Annotated in this window: 18 protein-coding genes and 1 pseudogene; 12 read left to right on the top strand and 7 right to left on the bottom strand. The window is 62.1% G+C overall.

What is annotated here, in order from left to right:
* Window positions 1-194: 194 nt before the first annotated feature.
* Complete coding sequence (gene repC, locus R5H30_RS19755) at window positions 195-1,547, top strand: plasmid replication protein RepC (RefSeq protein ID WP_318330371.1); 1,353 nt, start codon at window positions 195-197, stop codon at window positions 1,545-1,547.
* Between the two features lie 8 nt (window positions 1,548-1,555).
* On the opposite strand, the gene R5H30_RS19750 is transcribed toward repC, so the two are convergent.
* Entirely contained in the window at window positions 1,556-2,695 is a 1,140-nt protein-coding gene (locus tag R5H30_RS19750) for a tyrosine-type recombinase/integrase (protein ID WP_318330482.1), read from the bottom strand.
* Between the two features lie 125 nt (window positions 2,696-2,820).
* Here R5H30_RS19750 and R5H30_RS19745 point away from each other — a divergent pair, with 125 nt between their 5' ends.
* Both R5H30_RS19745 and scpB read left to right on the top strand, forming a co-directional pair.
* Window positions 2,821-3,699: a DUF1403 family protein gene (locus R5H30_RS19745; protein ID WP_318330370.1), complete on the top strand. Its 879-nt coding sequence runs from the start codon at window positions 2,821-2,823 to the stop codon at window positions 3,697-3,699.
* Window positions 3,700-3,702: 3 nt separating this feature from the next.
* On the top strand, window positions 3,703-4,305 hold the full coding sequence (gene scpB / locus R5H30_RS19740) for an SMC-Scp complex subunit ScpB (protein WP_318330369.1): 603 nt from the start codon (window positions 3,703-3,705) through the stop codon (window positions 4,303-4,305).
* Between the two features lie 29 nt (window positions 4,306-4,334).
* Here the strand turns inward: scpB and R5H30_RS19735 are convergent.
* The 3 genes and pseudogenes from R5H30_RS19735 to R5H30_RS19725 form a co-directional block, all read right to left on the bottom strand.
* Window positions 4,335-4,994 (bottom strand): annotated as a pseudogene (locus R5H30_RS19735) (nucleotidyl transferase AbiEii/AbiGii toxin family protein); the annotation flags it as partial.
* Window positions 4,995-5,018: 24 nt separating this feature from the next.
* On the bottom strand, window positions 5,019-5,207 hold the full coding sequence (locus R5H30_RS19730) for a hypothetical protein (protein WP_318330368.1): 189 nt from the start codon (window positions 5,205-5,207) through the stop codon (window positions 5,019-5,021).
* Window positions 5,200-5,817 (bottom strand): type IV toxin-antitoxin system AbiEi family antitoxin domain-containing protein, encoded by a 618-nt coding sequence (locus tag R5H30_RS19725; RefSeq protein WP_318330367.1) that lies wholly within the window; start codon window positions 5,815-5,817, stop codon window positions 5,200-5,202. Before R5H30_RS19725 ends, R5H30_RS19730 begins: the two co-directional genes overlap by 8 nt.
* Before the next feature lie 654 nt (window positions 5,818-6,471).
* Here R5H30_RS19725 and R5H30_RS19720 point away from each other — a divergent pair.
* From R5H30_RS19720 to R5H30_RS19700, 5 genes are all read left to right on the top strand, one after another.
* Entirely contained in the window at window positions 6,472-6,678 is a 207-nt protein-coding gene (locus R5H30_RS19720; RefSeq protein WP_318330366.1) for a cold-shock protein, read from the top strand.
* A 91-nt stretch (window positions 6,679-6,769) separates the two neighbouring features.
* Entirely contained in the window at window positions 6,770-7,783 is a 1,014-nt protein-coding gene (locus R5H30_RS19715) for a fatty acid desaturase (protein WP_318330365.1), read from the top strand.
* Window positions 7,784-7,884: 101 nt separating this feature from the next.
* Window positions 7,885-8,133 carry a ParB N-terminal domain-containing protein gene (locus R5H30_RS19710; protein ID WP_318330364.1) on the top strand — a complete coding sequence of 83 codons (249 nt, stop codon included), beginning with the start codon at window positions 7,885-7,887 and terminating at the stop codon, window positions 8,131-8,133.
* Between the two features lie 126 nt (window positions 8,134-8,259).
* Window positions 8,260-8,730 (top strand): hypothetical protein, encoded by a 471-nt coding sequence (locus R5H30_RS19705; protein ID WP_318330363.1) that lies wholly within the window; start codon window positions 8,260-8,262, stop codon window positions 8,728-8,730.
* Between the two features lie 342 nt (window positions 8,731-9,072).
* Entirely contained in the window at window positions 9,073-9,204 is a 132-nt protein-coding gene (locus R5H30_RS19700) for an SHOCT domain-containing protein (RefSeq protein WP_318330362.1), read from the top strand.
* A gap of 624 nt (window positions 9,205-9,828) precedes the next feature.
* On the opposite strand, the gene R5H30_RS19695 is transcribed toward R5H30_RS19700, so the two are convergent.
* The gene (locus tag R5H30_RS19695) at window positions 9,829-10,065 is read right to left on the bottom strand and encodes a hypothetical protein (RefSeq protein ID WP_318330361.1); all 237 of its coding nucleotides are present in this window, start codon (window positions 10,063-10,065) and stop codon (window positions 9,829-9,831) included.
* A gap of 149 nt (window positions 10,066-10,214) precedes the next feature.
* On the opposite strand from R5H30_RS19695, the gene R5H30_RS19690 reads away from it, so the two are divergent.
* Complete coding sequence (locus tag R5H30_RS19690) at window positions 10,215-10,949, top strand: Crp/Fnr family transcriptional regulator (protein ID WP_318330360.1); 735 nt, start codon at window positions 10,215-10,217, stop codon at window positions 10,947-10,949.
* A gap of 58 nt (window positions 10,950-11,007) precedes the next feature.
* On the opposite strand, the gene R5H30_RS19685 is transcribed toward R5H30_RS19690, so the two are convergent.
* Both R5H30_RS19685 and R5H30_RS19680 read right to left on the bottom strand, forming a co-directional pair.
* A complete protein-coding gene (locus tag R5H30_RS19685) occupies window positions 11,008-11,196 on the bottom strand; it encodes a hypothetical protein (RefSeq protein WP_318330359.1) in 189 nt (62 codons plus the stop codon).
* A gap of 624 nt (window positions 11,197-11,820) precedes the next feature.
* The gene (locus R5H30_RS19680; RefSeq protein WP_318330358.1) at window positions 11,821-12,246 is read right to left on the bottom strand and encodes a hypothetical protein; all 426 of its coding nucleotides are present in this window, start codon (window positions 12,244-12,246) and stop codon (window positions 11,821-11,823) included.
* Window positions 12,247-12,518: 272 nt separating this feature from the next.
* Between R5H30_RS19680 and R5H30_RS19675 the strand changes: the two genes are divergently transcribed.
* Genes R5H30_RS19675 through R5H30_RS19665 form a run of 3 tightly spaced genes read left to right on the top strand, consistent with a single transcriptional unit; the run spans window position 12,519 to window position 13,686 of the window.
* Window positions 12,519-12,833 (top strand): hypothetical protein, encoded by a 315-nt coding sequence (locus R5H30_RS19675; RefSeq protein WP_318330357.1) that lies wholly within the window; start codon window positions 12,519-12,521, stop codon window positions 12,831-12,833.
* The gene (locus R5H30_RS19670) at window positions 12,830-13,216 is read left to right on the top strand and encodes a hypothetical protein (RefSeq protein WP_318330356.1); all 387 of its coding nucleotides are present in this window, start codon (window positions 12,830-12,832) and stop codon (window positions 13,214-13,216) included. The genes R5H30_RS19675 and R5H30_RS19670 overlap by 4 nt, the downstream gene beginning before the upstream one ends.
* Window positions 13,213-13,686, top strand: coding sequence for a hypothetical protein (locus R5H30_RS19665; protein WP_318330355.1), 474 nt, complete (start codon window positions 13,213-13,215; stop codon window positions 13,684-13,686). The genes R5H30_RS19670 and R5H30_RS19665 overlap by 4 nt, the downstream gene beginning before the upstream one ends.
* Window positions 13,687-14,538 lie beyond the last annotated feature (852 nt).

Raw genomic sequence — 14,538 nt, 5'->3', positions numbered from 1 at the left:
CTGTTAACCGCATGACGTGAGGCACAGAGCAGAAAGGAGGACGGCGGAAAAAGAAACCCTCGAAACCGAGGTCTCGAGGGCTGCAGCGCACGAAGCGCAACTTGTTTTGACACGACAACTCTAGCAGCCCGCGAATCACCAGACAACGAAAAACGTCCTCGGACGAACGGGTTTTCTTTGCCTGTCGAACAAAGATGGAACATCTGAGCAGCGCTCCAGGTGGAGCAGCCGGACCGCATGGGGTTCGGAACGGTTTCGGCTTGCCGGTCAACACTGGATGGCGCAAAGCCAGTGCGGGTCTGGCGCGGGCCGAGGAGTTTGCCGAGGCCGGTGCGGAGATCAACGTCCCGAAATCGCGCGCCTTCGTCGCGGTGAAGCGTGTGGGGAGCCACATAGGACTCAAACCGAGCGACCTGATGCTCCTAGACACGCTCGGGGCGTTCACGCAGGCCCAGGACTGGGAGGAGGGGCGGCGGCCGATCGTCTGGGCCTCGAACGCCTATCTGATGGCGCAGACGGGCTTCTCGCTCTCGGCGCTCAAGCGCCATGCCCGGCGGCTCGCGGAGGCGGGTGTGATTGCCTTCAAGGACAGCCCGAACGGCAAGCGGTGGGGCAGGCGCGACGAGAACGGCGTCATCATCGAGGCCTACGGCTTCGATCTGTCCCCAATGGCGGCCCGGGCGGAAGAGTTCGAAGCGCTGCAGGCCGAATTGCAGGCCGAGCGCGAGCTCTGCCAGTTCCTCAAGCGCCAGATCACCGTGTCACGGCGGATGATCCGTGCCCGGCTCGAGGCTGCGCTCAGCGGAGCGCTCAAGGGCCCCTGGGGACAGCTCCAGGCAGTGTTCGAGGAGCTTCTAGGGAGGCTTCCAAGGCGCATCGTCGCGGCGGAGACGCTCGAGCGGCTCCTGGGCTGGTTCCGGGACCTGCAGGGCAAGGTGGAGGCGGCCTATCTCAAGGCGGCGCGGACGGAAGATTCTGTGGAGAAACAGTCTCTAACCAAGGGAAAACGGATCAACAAGACTCATAAAATGAACCCCAGGGAGGTCATTTCCGGACCCCATATACAAATTACAAAACAACCTGAACCTGTAACCTGTAATCGCTCGGAAACTGAGCAAGCGGCGGGCGTGGCGCGGAAACCTGAACCGGCGGTCCCGATTGAGAGGGCGCGAAAGGATGAGGCACAACCGGAGCCGAAATTGCGCGGTGTGGCGTTGGATGTGCCGACGATCATGCAGGCCTGTCCGGAATTCGCCCAGTGGGCCCGAGATCTGGGCGGATACCTGAAGGATTGGGGCGATGTCTATCGGGTTGCGGGCCAGTTGAGGCCGATGATCGGGGTGTCCGAGCATGCCTGGCTGGAGGCGCAGGAGGGCCTGGGCAAGCAGGCGGCCGCGGCGGCGATGGTGCTCGTGTTTGACAAACATGCCAAAGGCGAGGTGGCATCACCGGGCGGTTACCTCCGCGGCATGGTCGAGAAGGCCGGGGCAGGGGAGCTGCATCTCGAGCGGAGCATCTATGGCCGGTTGAGCGGGCAGGCGGCGTGATTGGGGGGCTACAGTCCGGCGGCCTTGGTCAGATTGACCCGGAACCGGTCGCGGCGGCGCTGGTAGCGACGGGTCATCTCCGCCGACGCGTGCGCGAGCTGCTTCTGGACGTAGCGCTCGTCGACCTCGGCCGAACTGGCAAGGCCAGCGCGGAGCGAATGTCCAGAGAAGAGGGCGACCCGGTCTTTCTCGGGCAGATCGGACCGGATGCCGCTTTTCAAAACGGTGGCCTTGATCAGCCGCGCGACATGCTTGTCGGAGAGCCGGGTGTCGAGCGCGCGGTTGCCGTCCCGCGAGGTGCGCACGAAGACCGGGCCGGAGTCGATCCTGGCGAAATGGAGCCACTGCTCGAGCGCATGGACCGGGCAAGTCCGCTCGGTCGAGCCACGGCCGATTTCGACCTCGCGCCAGCCGGTCTTGGCGTTGAGCGTGAGGACAGCACCATCCTCGAGGATCTCGACCCAGCCGCCGCTGTCCGTCGTGTCATCCTTGTGGACGTCGATGCTGACGATCTCGGAGCGCCGCAAGCCGCCAGCATAGCCGATCAGGAGGATCGCCCGGTCGCGGAGTCCGCGCAGATCGTGGGACAGGGTGGCGACCATGGCGAGGATATCTTGGGGGAGAATGGCCTCTTTTTGGACGGGCGGGCGTGCGTGCTTGCGTTTGATCCCGGCCAGCACGGTGGCGATGTGGCGGTTCTTGCGATCGAGCGAGACACCGCGCTGCGCGTAGTTCCATGCGAGGCCGGAGAGTCGGCGCTCGATGGTGCTGACCGACAGGGCAAGGGAGCCGTTCGTCGGCGCTGCCAGGTCGGTCAGGTAGAGGCCGATCATCTCAGGCGAAGTGGGCAGGGGGTCTGTGCCCTTCAGGCGGCACCAGCGCGCGAAATGTTTCCAGTCGGCGGCATAGGCCTTGTTCGTGTTCTCGGCTGTCGAAGCTTTCGCGTAGTCGCGCGCCGTGTCGACCAGACGGTCCAGGGTCCCGGAGCCGGCCACATGGGAGGGCAGGGCGATAGAGGCTCCGTCCGGAGCGTCTCTCGCGTCACGCTCGTTGCTGTTCGGCGTGTCCTCGGGCGTTGAGCTCGAAATCTCGGCCTCAGTGGCGCCGGAGGCTTCGGTTCTGGTCCCCTTGTTTGTGAGATTTCTCATGTTTTCGAGCCTATCCAAATACGTCCGATAAGGCAAACTTATTGGACATATTGACGACCGACAGGGTGGGGCGGTTTATACACTATCTTGTAGGCAAAAGCGCCGCGAGAGACTAGTGTTGTGGCATGACCTACGCCCGCGACGACTTCGAGAGCCTACCCCGGATGCCGTCTTGGGTCACGTCGACACGCGCGGAAACCCCTGAAGATGTGGCGTTTTTGTCGGGCGCAGCGCTTGCCCACCTCCATCTTGTGCTGAGACACGAGGACGTGCCCCAGACCTTGCTCCGAGCGCGGCTGACGCTGCGGGTGGCGGAGGCCTGCGTGACGCACCAGGGACGACCAGAACGGGCTTCAGACCTGCGCGATGTCCTGGCGTTCCTGCAATCCGATGATAACCCTGGTCCGGCAGGCGAGGTCTATCTGACCTGGCGGCAGGCCGTCGAGCGCCCGGTCTCGGTGAACACGCTGCATTGTGCGTTGCCCCAAGTCGAGGCGGAGCAAATTGCCACTTGGTTGGACGCGGCGCAGGGGGCGCCGATCGCGCGGGCCGCAGCCGTGTTGCAAGTCGTGATCAAGGAGCGTCCGCGAGACCACACCGCATCACTGCTGCTCGCGGATGCAGCATTGGCACAAGCGCTCGAGTGGAGCCATGTCCTGCCGCTTCTGGCCCTAAGTCTCAAGCGAGCCGATTTGCGGAAGGCCGACGGAGACCTGCGGTTGGCCTGTCATCGGGCGATCTCGGCAGCAGCGACCGATGCGGTGCGTGAGGCGTCAGATCTGACCCGTCGCGTGGCGCGGCTTCATGCCGTGGCACCGAAGCTTCGGGCCAAAGGTGCTGACGAGGCGGTGGCCCTGTTTCTGAGCCAGGACGCGGTTGCGCCGGCGGCGCTCACCTCGTTGCGCTCCGATCGCGCGGCACGCAGGTTCTGTGACCGACTCGTGGACCTCGGCGCCGTGCGCGAGATGACCGGGCGCGACACCTTCCGGCTCTACGGGGTCTGAGCGATGGCCAGGGACAATGCCGACACCGATCTGGACCGCGAGCTGGAAGACCTGCCGCCCGATCTGCGCTGGCAAGAATGGATGCGCCGGATCGAAGCCGTGCTTTTCGCCAGCGCCTCGGCGGTGCCACGCGAAGACCTGGCCCGCGTGGTGGGGCAGGGGGCCTCGGTCGATCTCCTCATTGAAGACCTGATCGCCGATCTCGAAGGCCGGGCGTTCGAAGTCTCCCAGGTGGCGGGCGGCTGGATGCTGAGGACGCGACCAACCTATGCGGCGGCAATCCGGATGGCCGCCGATGTGCGCGATCAGGATCTCGATTTGCGCGAGTACGATGTCGCCGTCCTGGCAGCCATCGCCTATCACCAGCCGATTACACGAGACGGGCTGAAGGACATCTTCGGCAAGGAAGTCAGCCGGGACCTGATCGGCCGCCTGCACGCGCGCGGGCTTATCGGGACCGGGCCCAGGTCGCCGCAACGCGGGGCGCCCTATACCTATGTGACGACGGAACAGTTCCTCGTGGCATTTGATCTGGAGTCACTGCAGGACCTGCCGGATCGTGAGCAACTCGAAGATGCTGGCGTGCTGTCCGCGACTGGGGCATGAGCACGTCGCCGGACCACAAGCTGACGTCACTATTTCTTGTTCGCAGCACTGGCGCGCGCGCAAATCGGTTCAAGCGTGGTCCAGATGTCATCCACGACTTCCGCTAGGCTCATACCTTCGATCTCGGTCGCCTCGGAATAGGCGCGCCACTGTGCGGCCTTCGTCGCGTCGGTGGCGAACGCCTGGGACAGGCCCGGCGGTCGCTCGTGCGGCACCTCCGTTTGGCGCCGCTCAAAGGTCTTCTCAATGCTAACCTGCAAGTCGTCGGAATCGAGATCGACGGCCTTTGGCAGTGCCCAGAGGTCGTAGTAATCCTTCATCCGACCATTGATGACACCGAGCGCGACGACCGCCTGGAACTTCTCCGCGATGACGGTCTCGGGGGAGTAGGCGCGCACCGATGCTGAGGGAAAGTCCAGCAGGGAGCCGTAGTCGAGCGTGTAGTCGGGGTTTCCAAGCGCGTCTCCGAATCCGACATCGATCGTGATCGGGATCCGCGTTTTCTCGAGATACGCGACCGTCTTGAGGCGCATGCCGCCGTAGACCTGATCTTCTCGGATAGGGGCCGCCGTGAGACTGCCACCATCAAAAACCAGTCCGTCACCGGCGTCGATTTCGAGGATCTCCGCGATGGTCTTCTTCAGGGTCGCCTCGTCCTTGGCGCCGAACGACAGGAAATCGATGTCTCGGGTAAACCGGCCTCTGTCATTCGTTCAGAGAGTCACGAGCATCCCGCCCTTCAGGACGAAGCGATCGCGGTGTGCAGACACCGATAGGCGGTAGATCAGGCGCTCCAGTCCGAATGCGACCAACACCACGTCGAAGGCCTGCTCCTCCGCTCGTGCGAGGTTCAGCAGTCTCTGACGCACCGACGCGGCGATGTTCTTGAGCTTGTCAGCCATTCGACGTCACGGCCTCAAGGTAGGGCCGCATCTGGTTCCAGGCGCCGTAGGTCCGCGCAGCCACGGCAATCGCAGACGGCGTCGTCTTGCGCTGCTCGATCGCGGCTTTGAGCGCCTCGATGGCGACCGATCGATCGACCAGGCGCTGGTTCCGGAATGCGTCGGCGAGGGTCTTCGGTATCTTGTACATCCTGATCGTCGCCCCGCCCATCTGGTGTTCCTCGACACCGCCGGAGAAATAGGGTTCGCGGAACCGGACACTTCGGACCTTCGGATACGTGATTTTCGGTTCCCAATCCTTGGCGCCGATGGCGATCCAGACACGACGCGGAAGTTGATCGGTCAGGCCATGGAACGCCAGTGCCGATGTGAGGCAGATGACGGCCTTCGGCGCGCGCTTGGCGACTTCGATCAGGGTCTCGTGCGTGTCGGGTGCGCTGTCGCGCAGGCTATAGAGCCCTCGACCAAGCCGGAGGATGTCTCCGGACCGCACTGCGCGAGAGATCGCTGCCGCTGAGACGCCCACACCCTCGAGTTCCCGTGCGCGCGCTGGCGCATGGGACTCCAGATACTCAAGGAGGCGCTGTCTCTGTGTCGGATCGCGTGGCACTGATGGGTAACCTCGGACAACTTCGCGTTTAGTCCGAGGTTTTCTAACATATCATGGTTGCGACTGCCAAGACTGCAGAGCTGCCGCCGAACAGCTATCTTTCTGCAGGGAGGGCGGCTTCCGGAAGTTCGCCGCAGGCGCGAACGCAGCCCGAACCTACTGCGGAAGCGGACATCCCGCCAATATAACCCGGCCACCTCCGCGATGATCGCGCCGTGGATGATTCCAGATTTTGGTTGCGGAACCGGGATGGCCGTCGACTTCCTCGTGCAGGTCTGCCGCCCTTGTGACGCATTTGGTTTCTCCCGGGTCTTCCGCCGTGCCCAAGATCACCCGAAGGGTCCGTTGAAAGTCGTTGAGCTTGGGTACGACTGCAATCATGGTTCAGCTTGGCACGGAACGGTCTACAAAGGTTCCGATTTTCTATCTGGGACCGCGCCAGACTATGTCCTCTCTCGGCTCGGCTTTTCGCGAGGGAGCGCGACTTACTGAAAGCTTCTGCTTGCTTTCCGTCCCGGAAATCCCCACATGAGTCGGGCTAACGTTTTTCTGCGACCCTCTGCCTCCGTTCACCCGGCTTCAGTCGATCAATCAGTCTGACATTGCCGGGCTGCCGCATCCTGCGGGCAGCGCCCAGAACAGGAGATCACGGATATGGCCAATGGCACCGTGAAATGGTTCAACGCGTCCAAAGGTTTCGGCTTCATCGAGTCCGAAAACGGAGGACGTGACGTCTTCGTCCACATCTCTGCCGTCGAGCGCGCAGGTCTGACCGGCCTCGCCGATGCCCAGAAGGTCACCTTCGATATCGAAGCAGGCCGCGACAACAGAGAGAGCGCGACCAATCTCGCGCTCGCCTGAGCCGAGCTTCACCGGGTGCCCTGACGGGCGCCCGGCCCACCAACCTCCACGACAGTCAGGCTTTCGGGCAATGGACTCCGGTCCGGCCGCTGTGCCCGATAAGGCCCAGTCGTGGACTCGACGCCTCGCGGCCTATCGCACCCCGATCCCGTCGCGCAGTCGTTTCGAACTGGTGGTCACGGCACTCCCCTTTGCATTCATCTTCGCCCTGTCATGGTGGTCCCTTGCGATCAGCCCATGGCTGTCTGTCGTCCTATCGCTGATCAACGCGGCCTTTGTCATACGTCTCTTCGTGATTCAGCATGACTGCGGCCACGGCGCCTTCTTCACGTCCCGCTTCTGGAACGGTTGGTGCGGGCGGATCATAGGTGTGCTGACGCTCACGCCGTACGGCGTGTGGAAACAGAACCATGCGCTTCATCACGCGACGACCGGCAACCTCGACCATCGCGGCACCGGGGACATCCCGACACTGACGATCGCGGAGTATCGCGACAAGCCGTTGGTTGCGCGGATCGGATACCGGCTGCTGCGGAACCCGGTCATCCTCTTCGGGGTCATTGCGGCATTCAATTTCCTTATCTGGAACCGTGTGCCGCCCAACCCCCTGAACGCGCGAAGGGGCGAGTGGAAAAGCGCACTCGGCACCGATGCGGCGATCGTCGCTCTGCTCGGGTTGCTCTACATTCTGGGCGGCGTTCCGGTACTGGTCTTCGTCTACCTGCCGATGATAGTGCTCGCGGCTATCGCCGGCACCTGGCTATTCTACGTCCAGCATCAGTTCGAGGAGACCTCTTGGGACCAGGACCCTGACTGGACGGTGCAGGGCGCCGCGTTTCACGGGTCGTCCTACTACGTGCTGCCGCCAGTCCTGACCTGGATCACGGCGAACATCGGGGCGCACCATATCCACCACCTCGCGAGCCGCATCCCCTTCTACCGGCTGCCCGACGTGCTTCGGGACCATGGCGAGCTCAACGATGTCGGACGCATCACGATCCGCGAAAGTCTCGGTTGCGCGAAGCTCGCACTCTGGGACGAGGCCGGACGCCGCCTTGTGACCTTCCGGGAGGCCCGTAAGTTGCCGGCTTGGTTAGGCTCTTAGGGGCTGATACACGCGCCAAAGGCCTATCCGGCTTCCCGGGTGGGTCTTCCCCGCTACGAAAGGGACTGGCGTCTCACACCCATCTACTCCAAGCTCGCGTCATGTTGCAAACGCACACCATTGCGATCGACGACGTCCGGGTTCCGCTCAAGCGAAAAAAGACACTGTGCGAGAACAAGGTCCTGAAACTCGCCGAAAATATTCTGGCAGACGGGCAGACCACCCCGGTTCAACTCCGCCCGGACGGAAAAGGCTACGTTCTGATCGAAGGTCTCCACCGACTTGAGGCGCTTCGCTTGCTCGGAGAAGCGAATGTGCTGGCCTATTTCGTGCGAGCCCGGCTGCACTGAAACGCTGAGGACCCCGACCCATCGGACGCGTGCCCATGGCGGCATGACAGCGCCTGTCGAACGCGGCGCAACTGATGCTCCGTTCAGGTGGCTGCCTCGAACTAATACCGGCTTCAGCGTGATAGCTTGAAACGGCAGCTGAGTTGGCACAAGCTCAGCTCCCGCGCGATCCCAGGTACCTGCCGCGGCCCATCGGTGCTACCGTCACGGCTGAAGCAACCCGAACGTGGCCACCTGGCCCAACTGACTGAAGAAGGCGAGGCGATCGTCGCCGATATCGCGGCTCGCCATGTGATCAGCGGCGATGCCGCCATGCATATGCTCATGGCAGTGTCCGCAGGGCATGGCACTCAAGCGCAGTTCAACCAGCCTGAGCTTGTCGCCATTGGGCAATGGTCACTGGGCGGGATGACCATGGTCGGTGACATGTTCAACAACGGCCAGAAGGCCCGAGTCGACACCCTTTGCACGGAGCTTTCGGGGATCGTGCAACAGCACAGACTTTTTGCCGTACCGGTCTCCTCGCAATCGCAATCTCAAGGCGGGACTCGCGACGTATCCGGGGACAGCCTGTTCGTGCAGGAGAGCAGCGACTGACCCGCCGATCTTGGTCAGCCGTCTTCCGTCGGAACGCAAAATGACCTGCGTTACGCCTACTTCCCCGAAAAGCGAAGGCTGGCGCTCAAGGTCGGAGGACAGACCACGGTCTACGACACCGGCGACCACCAGATCGCCGGTTTCGGACAGGCGCAGGGCGCGGGCCAGAGCCTCAGCTTCACCAGCCAGCGCGGCCTTGTCCCGATTTCGGAGCTGTCCATCGTCGATGGCACATCGCCCACGTCGCGAGACAGCGCGACCCCGACTTCAACGGAGGCGCCTCTTGCCACTCCGGCCACTGCACAGGGTGCTGAACCGGAAACACAACCGGCGCCTGGTGTCGTGGCCTCTCATGCCCTGAGCGATGACCAGATATGCAGCCGGATTGAACGGCTCGCCGGCCTGTTTGAGAAGGGCATCCTCTCCAAGGAAGAGTACGAAGCGAAGAAAGATGAACTTCTGGCGCGCTTGTAGCGTTCCATATCGAAAAATCGCCCGGCTTCCCGGATAGGCACTCTCACAGGCACTCGGCGCCGCTCATCACCGTCAAGGCAAGCGCGCCATGGCTTGAGGCCACATTCCGTTTGGTGGGCGCTCTATGGACGGGCGTTGCAAGTCGTGCGCCCAACTCGACGTCAAGATAAAGGCCCGCATGCCACAGCTCTGAAACTACCCCTTGCGCAAGGGGCGGTTATACATGTTGCACCATACATCACGGTTCCAAGCCCGCTCGCGGGATGTTCGGGTCCGAGGCCAAGTTGCCCCATTGCTGCTTCATACGCCAACAATTTGACAGCCTGTGCGAGCGGTCACCGGAGAACGGAAAATTGCCGTTGTCCGAGATGGAACGTGCAGGTTGTCGCGTCGTTTATGAATCGTGTGATGTCGTCTGCGGCCTACGTTCATACTGGATTACTCGATATCGCGCCGTGTCGCGCTGTTTGCAAACCTGAAACAGCAAATGAGTGAGTTCGATCAGTTTACATGTCAGAGACCAGATTTTTTCTTCCTTTTACCCGGCTTCGATGCGTTGAAGGCAGCAATACGCTGATCGGGTTCTTCTCCATGCTTGCGGATTAAGATCACAGCGGCATTGCATCACAAGCGTCGAACAGATTTGCCACCGGCGATTACTGCGTTGATCAAATCTGCGACCGAACGGTGCTGTGCTATTTCGAGTTCCGTGCCGGCCGCGTTCTGATGGGACGCCGCGGCGTCGCGAAGAAGGCCGACGATCTCGTGCTCCGGCAGCAATCCACTGTCGTTCATTGCGAGCAGGAGCGCCTCGCAGATCGATAGGGCGGCTTGGCCTGCATGTTCGCTGTCGATTGTCATCCCGGTTTCCTTTCTTGGCATTGTAAACCGATGGTAGGCGGGGCTCGAATGCATACGTACTTCTCGCAGGAAGTGCTCTATGCTGAACTGATCCAGAGCAGTGTCAGGGCCTATTTGCGCTCTTTGGTCACGACACGTCAGGAGACCTCATGACATCAGTTGAACACAGCCCGCTGACCCGTAAGCTCTCGACCTTCGTCGCCCTGTCGGAGGTCGAGCTGGCCGTCCTTGAAAAGCTGCACCAGCGTCGGCGCTCGTTCGCTGCCGGGCGCAATATGGTGCATCAGGGTCAGTCGGCTGAGGCCGCATATATTTTGTCGGCGGGTTGGGTCTGCTCCTACAAGCTTCAGGCCGACGGGACCCGACAGATCGTGGATTTCCAGGTGCCCGGTGATTTTCTGGGGTTGCGGAGCGTCCTGTTGCGCACCTCGGACCACAGCTTCGAGCCCATCGTCGACATCGAGGCCGCCGAAGTGCTGGCGAGCGACCTCCTCGATGCCTTCGCGCGGACGCCGCGCCTTGCGACCGCCATTCTCTGGGCAGCGTCAAGGGACGAAGCGATGGTAGTTGAGCATCTCGTCGGGATCGGTCGGCGTGATGCGGATGCCCGCATGGCGCATTTCCTGCTGGAGTTGGGATCGCGGCTGGAGCTGGTCGGCATTGGCAGCAGGGAAGGATTCGATTGCCCGCTGACGCAATACCACCTCGCCGATACGCTGGGTTTGAGCGCGGTACATGTAAACCGCGTCCTGCGGCAGCTTCGCGAGAGCGGACTGGTGACCTTCCGGGACGGCCATGTCACGTTTCACGACTATGGTGGGCTGGTGGACCTCGCCGAATTCGATCCAACATATCTGGACCAGACCGGGCCGCTCCTGAAGTGAGAGAGCCGCCCTCTCTTTCTCGGCAGGCGGCCCCGGTGATCACGTCAGAGGATTGCGTTCACGAGAGGGCGTGGGTCGCCGCATCGAGTTCCTTGATGGTCTCGGCGTCGTTCTTCTCCGCGTTCGCCTTCTCAGCGGCCTTACAGTGCTTGAGCGCCGCGTCCTTCTTCGGACCAGCGGGCGCCTTGTCCCACGCGGCCTTAACGGACGTCATCTTTTCGGCGGTCTTGTTCTGTTCGGGTGCCATTGGACTTGTCCTTTCTGGACGTTCCGAGAATAAGAAGCGCGCCGACATGCCGACCCTTTTGGGATCGGCACGCCCACACGCTTCTCTGGTACTTGGAAATTACGCACCACCTAATACTTGGCGGCATGTCTCACCTAAGCGGAGTCGGCGCCCCGCCGCACTGACGCAGGTTAGCCCCGACGCCTGCGGCGGTTCGATTGCCCACGAGCGTCTTAACTCATTGCAGTTTGCTGGTGGGAAATCCTCAGCCAGTTGTCCTGTTCATTGAGACAGGTAGAAGCACAGAGGGCCGTGTACATCGGCACATTGGGTTTTTCCGCCGAGGCGCGATAGGTGAGAATGGCGATATCACACGACACCGCGTCACGCGCCGTTCGGCCATGACAACGGTGCGCCAGCCGGTCCTTTCCCGAAGATGGGTCCAGATCTGGTCGCCCTGAAGGATGCCGGGCGGATAGGGGAAAATCATCACGGCGTTGCTTGCTGTCATTGCCCGCGCGTTTTCGGCGCCACTGGTCCAGAAGTGTTCCTCCATGTCCCAAAGTATGCCCTGTTCGTGTGGAGAAAGCGTACCGGACTCGTGCGCTGCATGAGCCGGTCTCCTCGCGGTCGCGGTTGATACGGTCATTCGCCTGACCCCCACTCGCCAACCATGAACACCTGAACCAGTACAAAGATGATCGCGATTACTGCCCAGATCGCTCCGCTTGTGCCCGGGCGGCCATCGGCCACCGTCGAGCCAGCGCGCTGCAGGGCACCTGACGTCGGTCCTTCGGGAAGCAGCTGGCTCAAGTCTCGTGCAACCCTCCCGTGGTCGCTGGCGAGCGCGGGAACGTCATGAGATCGAGCAAGCAGCGCTCCCAATCGCGCCCGCGCGGCGTCGCGCCCCAGCGTGACCAGTTCAGCGGTTTCCTTCCATGGATCGAGGCCAAGCCGCGCAAGCGTGGAGAGCACAGTCACGGCATAGCCGTTCCGGTCCTCGCCGACGGAGGCATGGAGAAACCGATCGAACTCGGGCGGGTGCGGGTTGAGTACATTGGGTTGGGCCATCGCCAATCCTTTCAAGGGTTGCCGAAATGCAGATCATCCTGGTTTGCCAGAGGATAGGCGCAGGTCGGTCACGTCGCCCTTACACAGGTCAGTGCTCGCGACTGCCTTCAGGAAGATCGCAGCCGGTTCGGTGCCTGGGACTAACATGCGTCAGCGCCAGTCGAACGATCTCGAGGTACAAGACACTCAATTGTTCGACCGGTTCGTCCCGCACTCCAAAGGGCCGTCAACAGTGTTAAGCGACGGATCTGCCAACATCGCGGAGACCAAGGATGAACATGCGGTCTACCATATCGACGGTGACGTTTTCGAACCGGTTCACTTTGCCAGGATACCCGGGCGATTTGCCCCCGGGCGACTACGAGGTTCTTGTCGAGGAAGAGCTTCTCCAGGGGCTCAGCTTCGAGGCGTATCGCCGGACGGCGACCTACCTGACGGTGCGCGGAAGGGGCGGGCATGCGGGACGGACTGAGTTACGGGCGATTTCCGAAAACGACCTGAAAGAGGCGCTGAGCCGGGATCGGGGCGCGACTGAGGAAATCAATCACAGCGATGCGGCGCTTTCTCCGCAGGAGGACTTGAAATGAATGCTCCCGAATGGCTTAAGCCCGGCGTCTATGGTGCCGTGATCGGCGCGGCTCTTGTCGGCGTGGTCGGTTTTACCTGGGGCGGGTGGGTGACCGCCGGAACCGCAAATGACAGGGCGATGGCGATGTCCCAAGACGATGTCGTCGCCTCCATGGTGCCGGTTTGCCACGAGATGGCACAGTCTGATCCAGCACGGGCCGAAAAGCTTGAAACGATCCGGGCCACCTCGACCTATCAGCGGCGCGATGCTCTGATGGAGGCGGGCTGGGCGACGGTGCCCGGAACAGATGCTCCGAGCCGCGATATCGCGCAGGCCTGCCTGGCAGCTCTCGATGTCGACGCGTTGCCGGAGCGCCCGGAAAGCGGAGTAGACGAAGGATGAACCGCGCCATTCGGATTGCGTCCCCAGAGACCACCGACCTCGAACGGCGTGTGCTGGCTCATGAACTGATCCCGCAAGCCCTGATCGCCTTCATGACCCGCACTGAACCGCGTTTCGTAGACAACCTCCGAGAACGGTTCGTGGAGCCGATGAAAGTGACCCAGCGTGAACACGACCACCGCGAAACTGATGATTATGCGGCAGAATTTATTCGCGCTGTGATGCTCCTCGGAAAAGCGCGCGTGCCAAAGGCGAAGGAGCCGCAAATGACCGACATGAAACTCGTGTCGCCAAATAGTAGAGGCGGACAAGTTTCTTCGATGAACCGGCAGATTCAACGCGGTGGGGTTCAGGTGCGCGAAAGAAAGGGGATCTGGGAGGTGCAGCTCGATGGCAAGTTCCGCGGCGACTACCACCAGAAGGAACATGCTCTTGCCGCTGAGGCATTGCACAAATTGTCGACCCGATGACCGGGAGCACGCATCCGACGGACCCGCGGGGCTTCTCGATCCAGGTGGCCGGGAACGAAGGCATGCCATCGGGATCAAATTCCAGGGGCTCCCCGCTACCACCCGTGCCCACTCGGCGGCTGACCGGAACTCCCACGCTTGGGCTATCGAGGACTCGCGCGGCAACCGGCCGACTCTGGTCCGCCAAGGAGCAAGTTGCGATGAGACATCCCTTGCCCAGGCTGATCGCGAGGACGGCAGCTATAGCCGGTGTGATCGCCTCCTTCGCCTTTCCCGTGTTTGCGCAGGATGGCACCGGCCCAATGCCGGAGAACGCCCAGCCGCGCAGCTATGGCGACGGATGGATCTGCGACCTCGGTTACCGGGTAGAGGCCGCAGAATGCCTGGCTCTCGACATCCCCGCGCATGCCTATCCAACCGGGCGCTCCTACGGGACGGGGTGGGAGTGCGACCGTGGGTATGAAGAGGTAAACGGGATATCTTGCAATCGCATCCCAGTACCTGCCAACGCCTTCCTCCGGTCTTCCGGTTACGATTGGCAATGCGAACGCGGGTTCCGGCAAGAGTACGAGACATGCGTGCCCATCGTACTCCCCGAGCGTGCCTACCTGACAGACGATCACACGGGGACTGGATGGACCTGTGATCGTGGCTATGAGGCTCTTGCGGGGACATGTTCGCCGATTGCCGTCCCAGCGAACGCGTATCTGACCAACGCAGAATACGGCGCCGCCTGGGCTTGTGAGAGAGGCTTCGTCAGAATCGACAACCGATGCGACGCCATTGTCGTGCCATCGAATGCCTATCTGGACGAAGCATCCTATGGACCGGGCTGGAGCTGCGAGCGGGGAT

The sequence above is a fragment of the Roseobacter sp. FCG-D35 genome (genome assembly GCF_033436665.1).
GTDB lineage: Bacteria > Pseudomonadota > Alphaproteobacteria > Rhodobacterales > Rhodobacteraceae > JAWQFO01.
This window is presented reverse-complemented; position numbering and strand designations above follow the sequence as displayed.

Coding starts and splice junctions, on each gene's coding strand:
- repC (WP_318330371.1), top strand. CDS start 195: ATGGAACATCTGAGCAGCGCTCCAGGTGGAGCAGCCGGACCGCATGGG.
- R5H30_RS19750 (WP_318330482.1), bottom strand. CDS start 2,695: ATGAGAAATCTCACAAACAAGGGGACCAGAACCGAAGCCTCCGGCGCC.
- R5H30_RS19745 (WP_318330370.1), top strand. CDS start 2,821: ATGACCTACGCCCGCGACGACTTCGAGAGCCTACCCCGGATGCCGTCT.
- scpB (WP_318330369.1), top strand. CDS start 3,703: ATGGCCAGGGACAATGCCGACACCGATCTGGACCGCGAGCTGGAAGAC.
- R5H30_RS19730 (WP_318330368.1), bottom strand. CDS start 5,207: ATGGCTGACAAGCTCAAGAACATCGCCGCGTCGGTGCGTCAGAGACTG.
- R5H30_RS19720 (WP_318330366.1), top strand. CDS start 6,472: ATGGCCAATGGCACCGTGAAATGGTTCAACGCGTCCAAAGGTTTCGGC.
- R5H30_RS19710 (WP_318330364.1), top strand. CDS start 7,885: ATGTTGCAAACGCACACCATTGCGATCGACGACGTCCGGGTTCCGCTC.
- R5H30_RS19695 (WP_318330361.1), bottom strand. CDS start 10,065: ATGACAATCGACAGCGAACATGCAGGCCAAGCCGCCCTATCGATCTGC.
- R5H30_RS19690 (WP_318330360.1), top strand. CDS start 10,215: ATGACATCAGTTGAACACAGCCCGCTGACCCGTAAGCTCTCGACCTTC.
- R5H30_RS19685 (WP_318330359.1), bottom strand. CDS start 11,196: ATGGCACCCGAACAGAACAAGACCGCCGAAAAGATGACGTCCGTTAAG.
- R5H30_RS19680 (WP_318330358.1), bottom strand. CDS start 12,246: ATGGCCCAACCCAATGTACTCAACCCGCACCCGCCCGAGTTCGATCGG.
- R5H30_RS19675 (WP_318330357.1), top strand. CDS start 12,519: ATGAACATGCGGTCTACCATATCGACGGTGACGTTTTCGAACCGGTTC.
- R5H30_RS19670 (WP_318330356.1), top strand. CDS start 12,830: ATGAATGCTCCCGAATGGCTTAAGCCCGGCGTCTATGGTGCCGTGATC.
- R5H30_RS19665 (WP_318330355.1), top strand. CDS start 13,213: ATGAACCGCGCCATTCGGATTGCGTCCCCAGAGACCACCGACCTCGAA.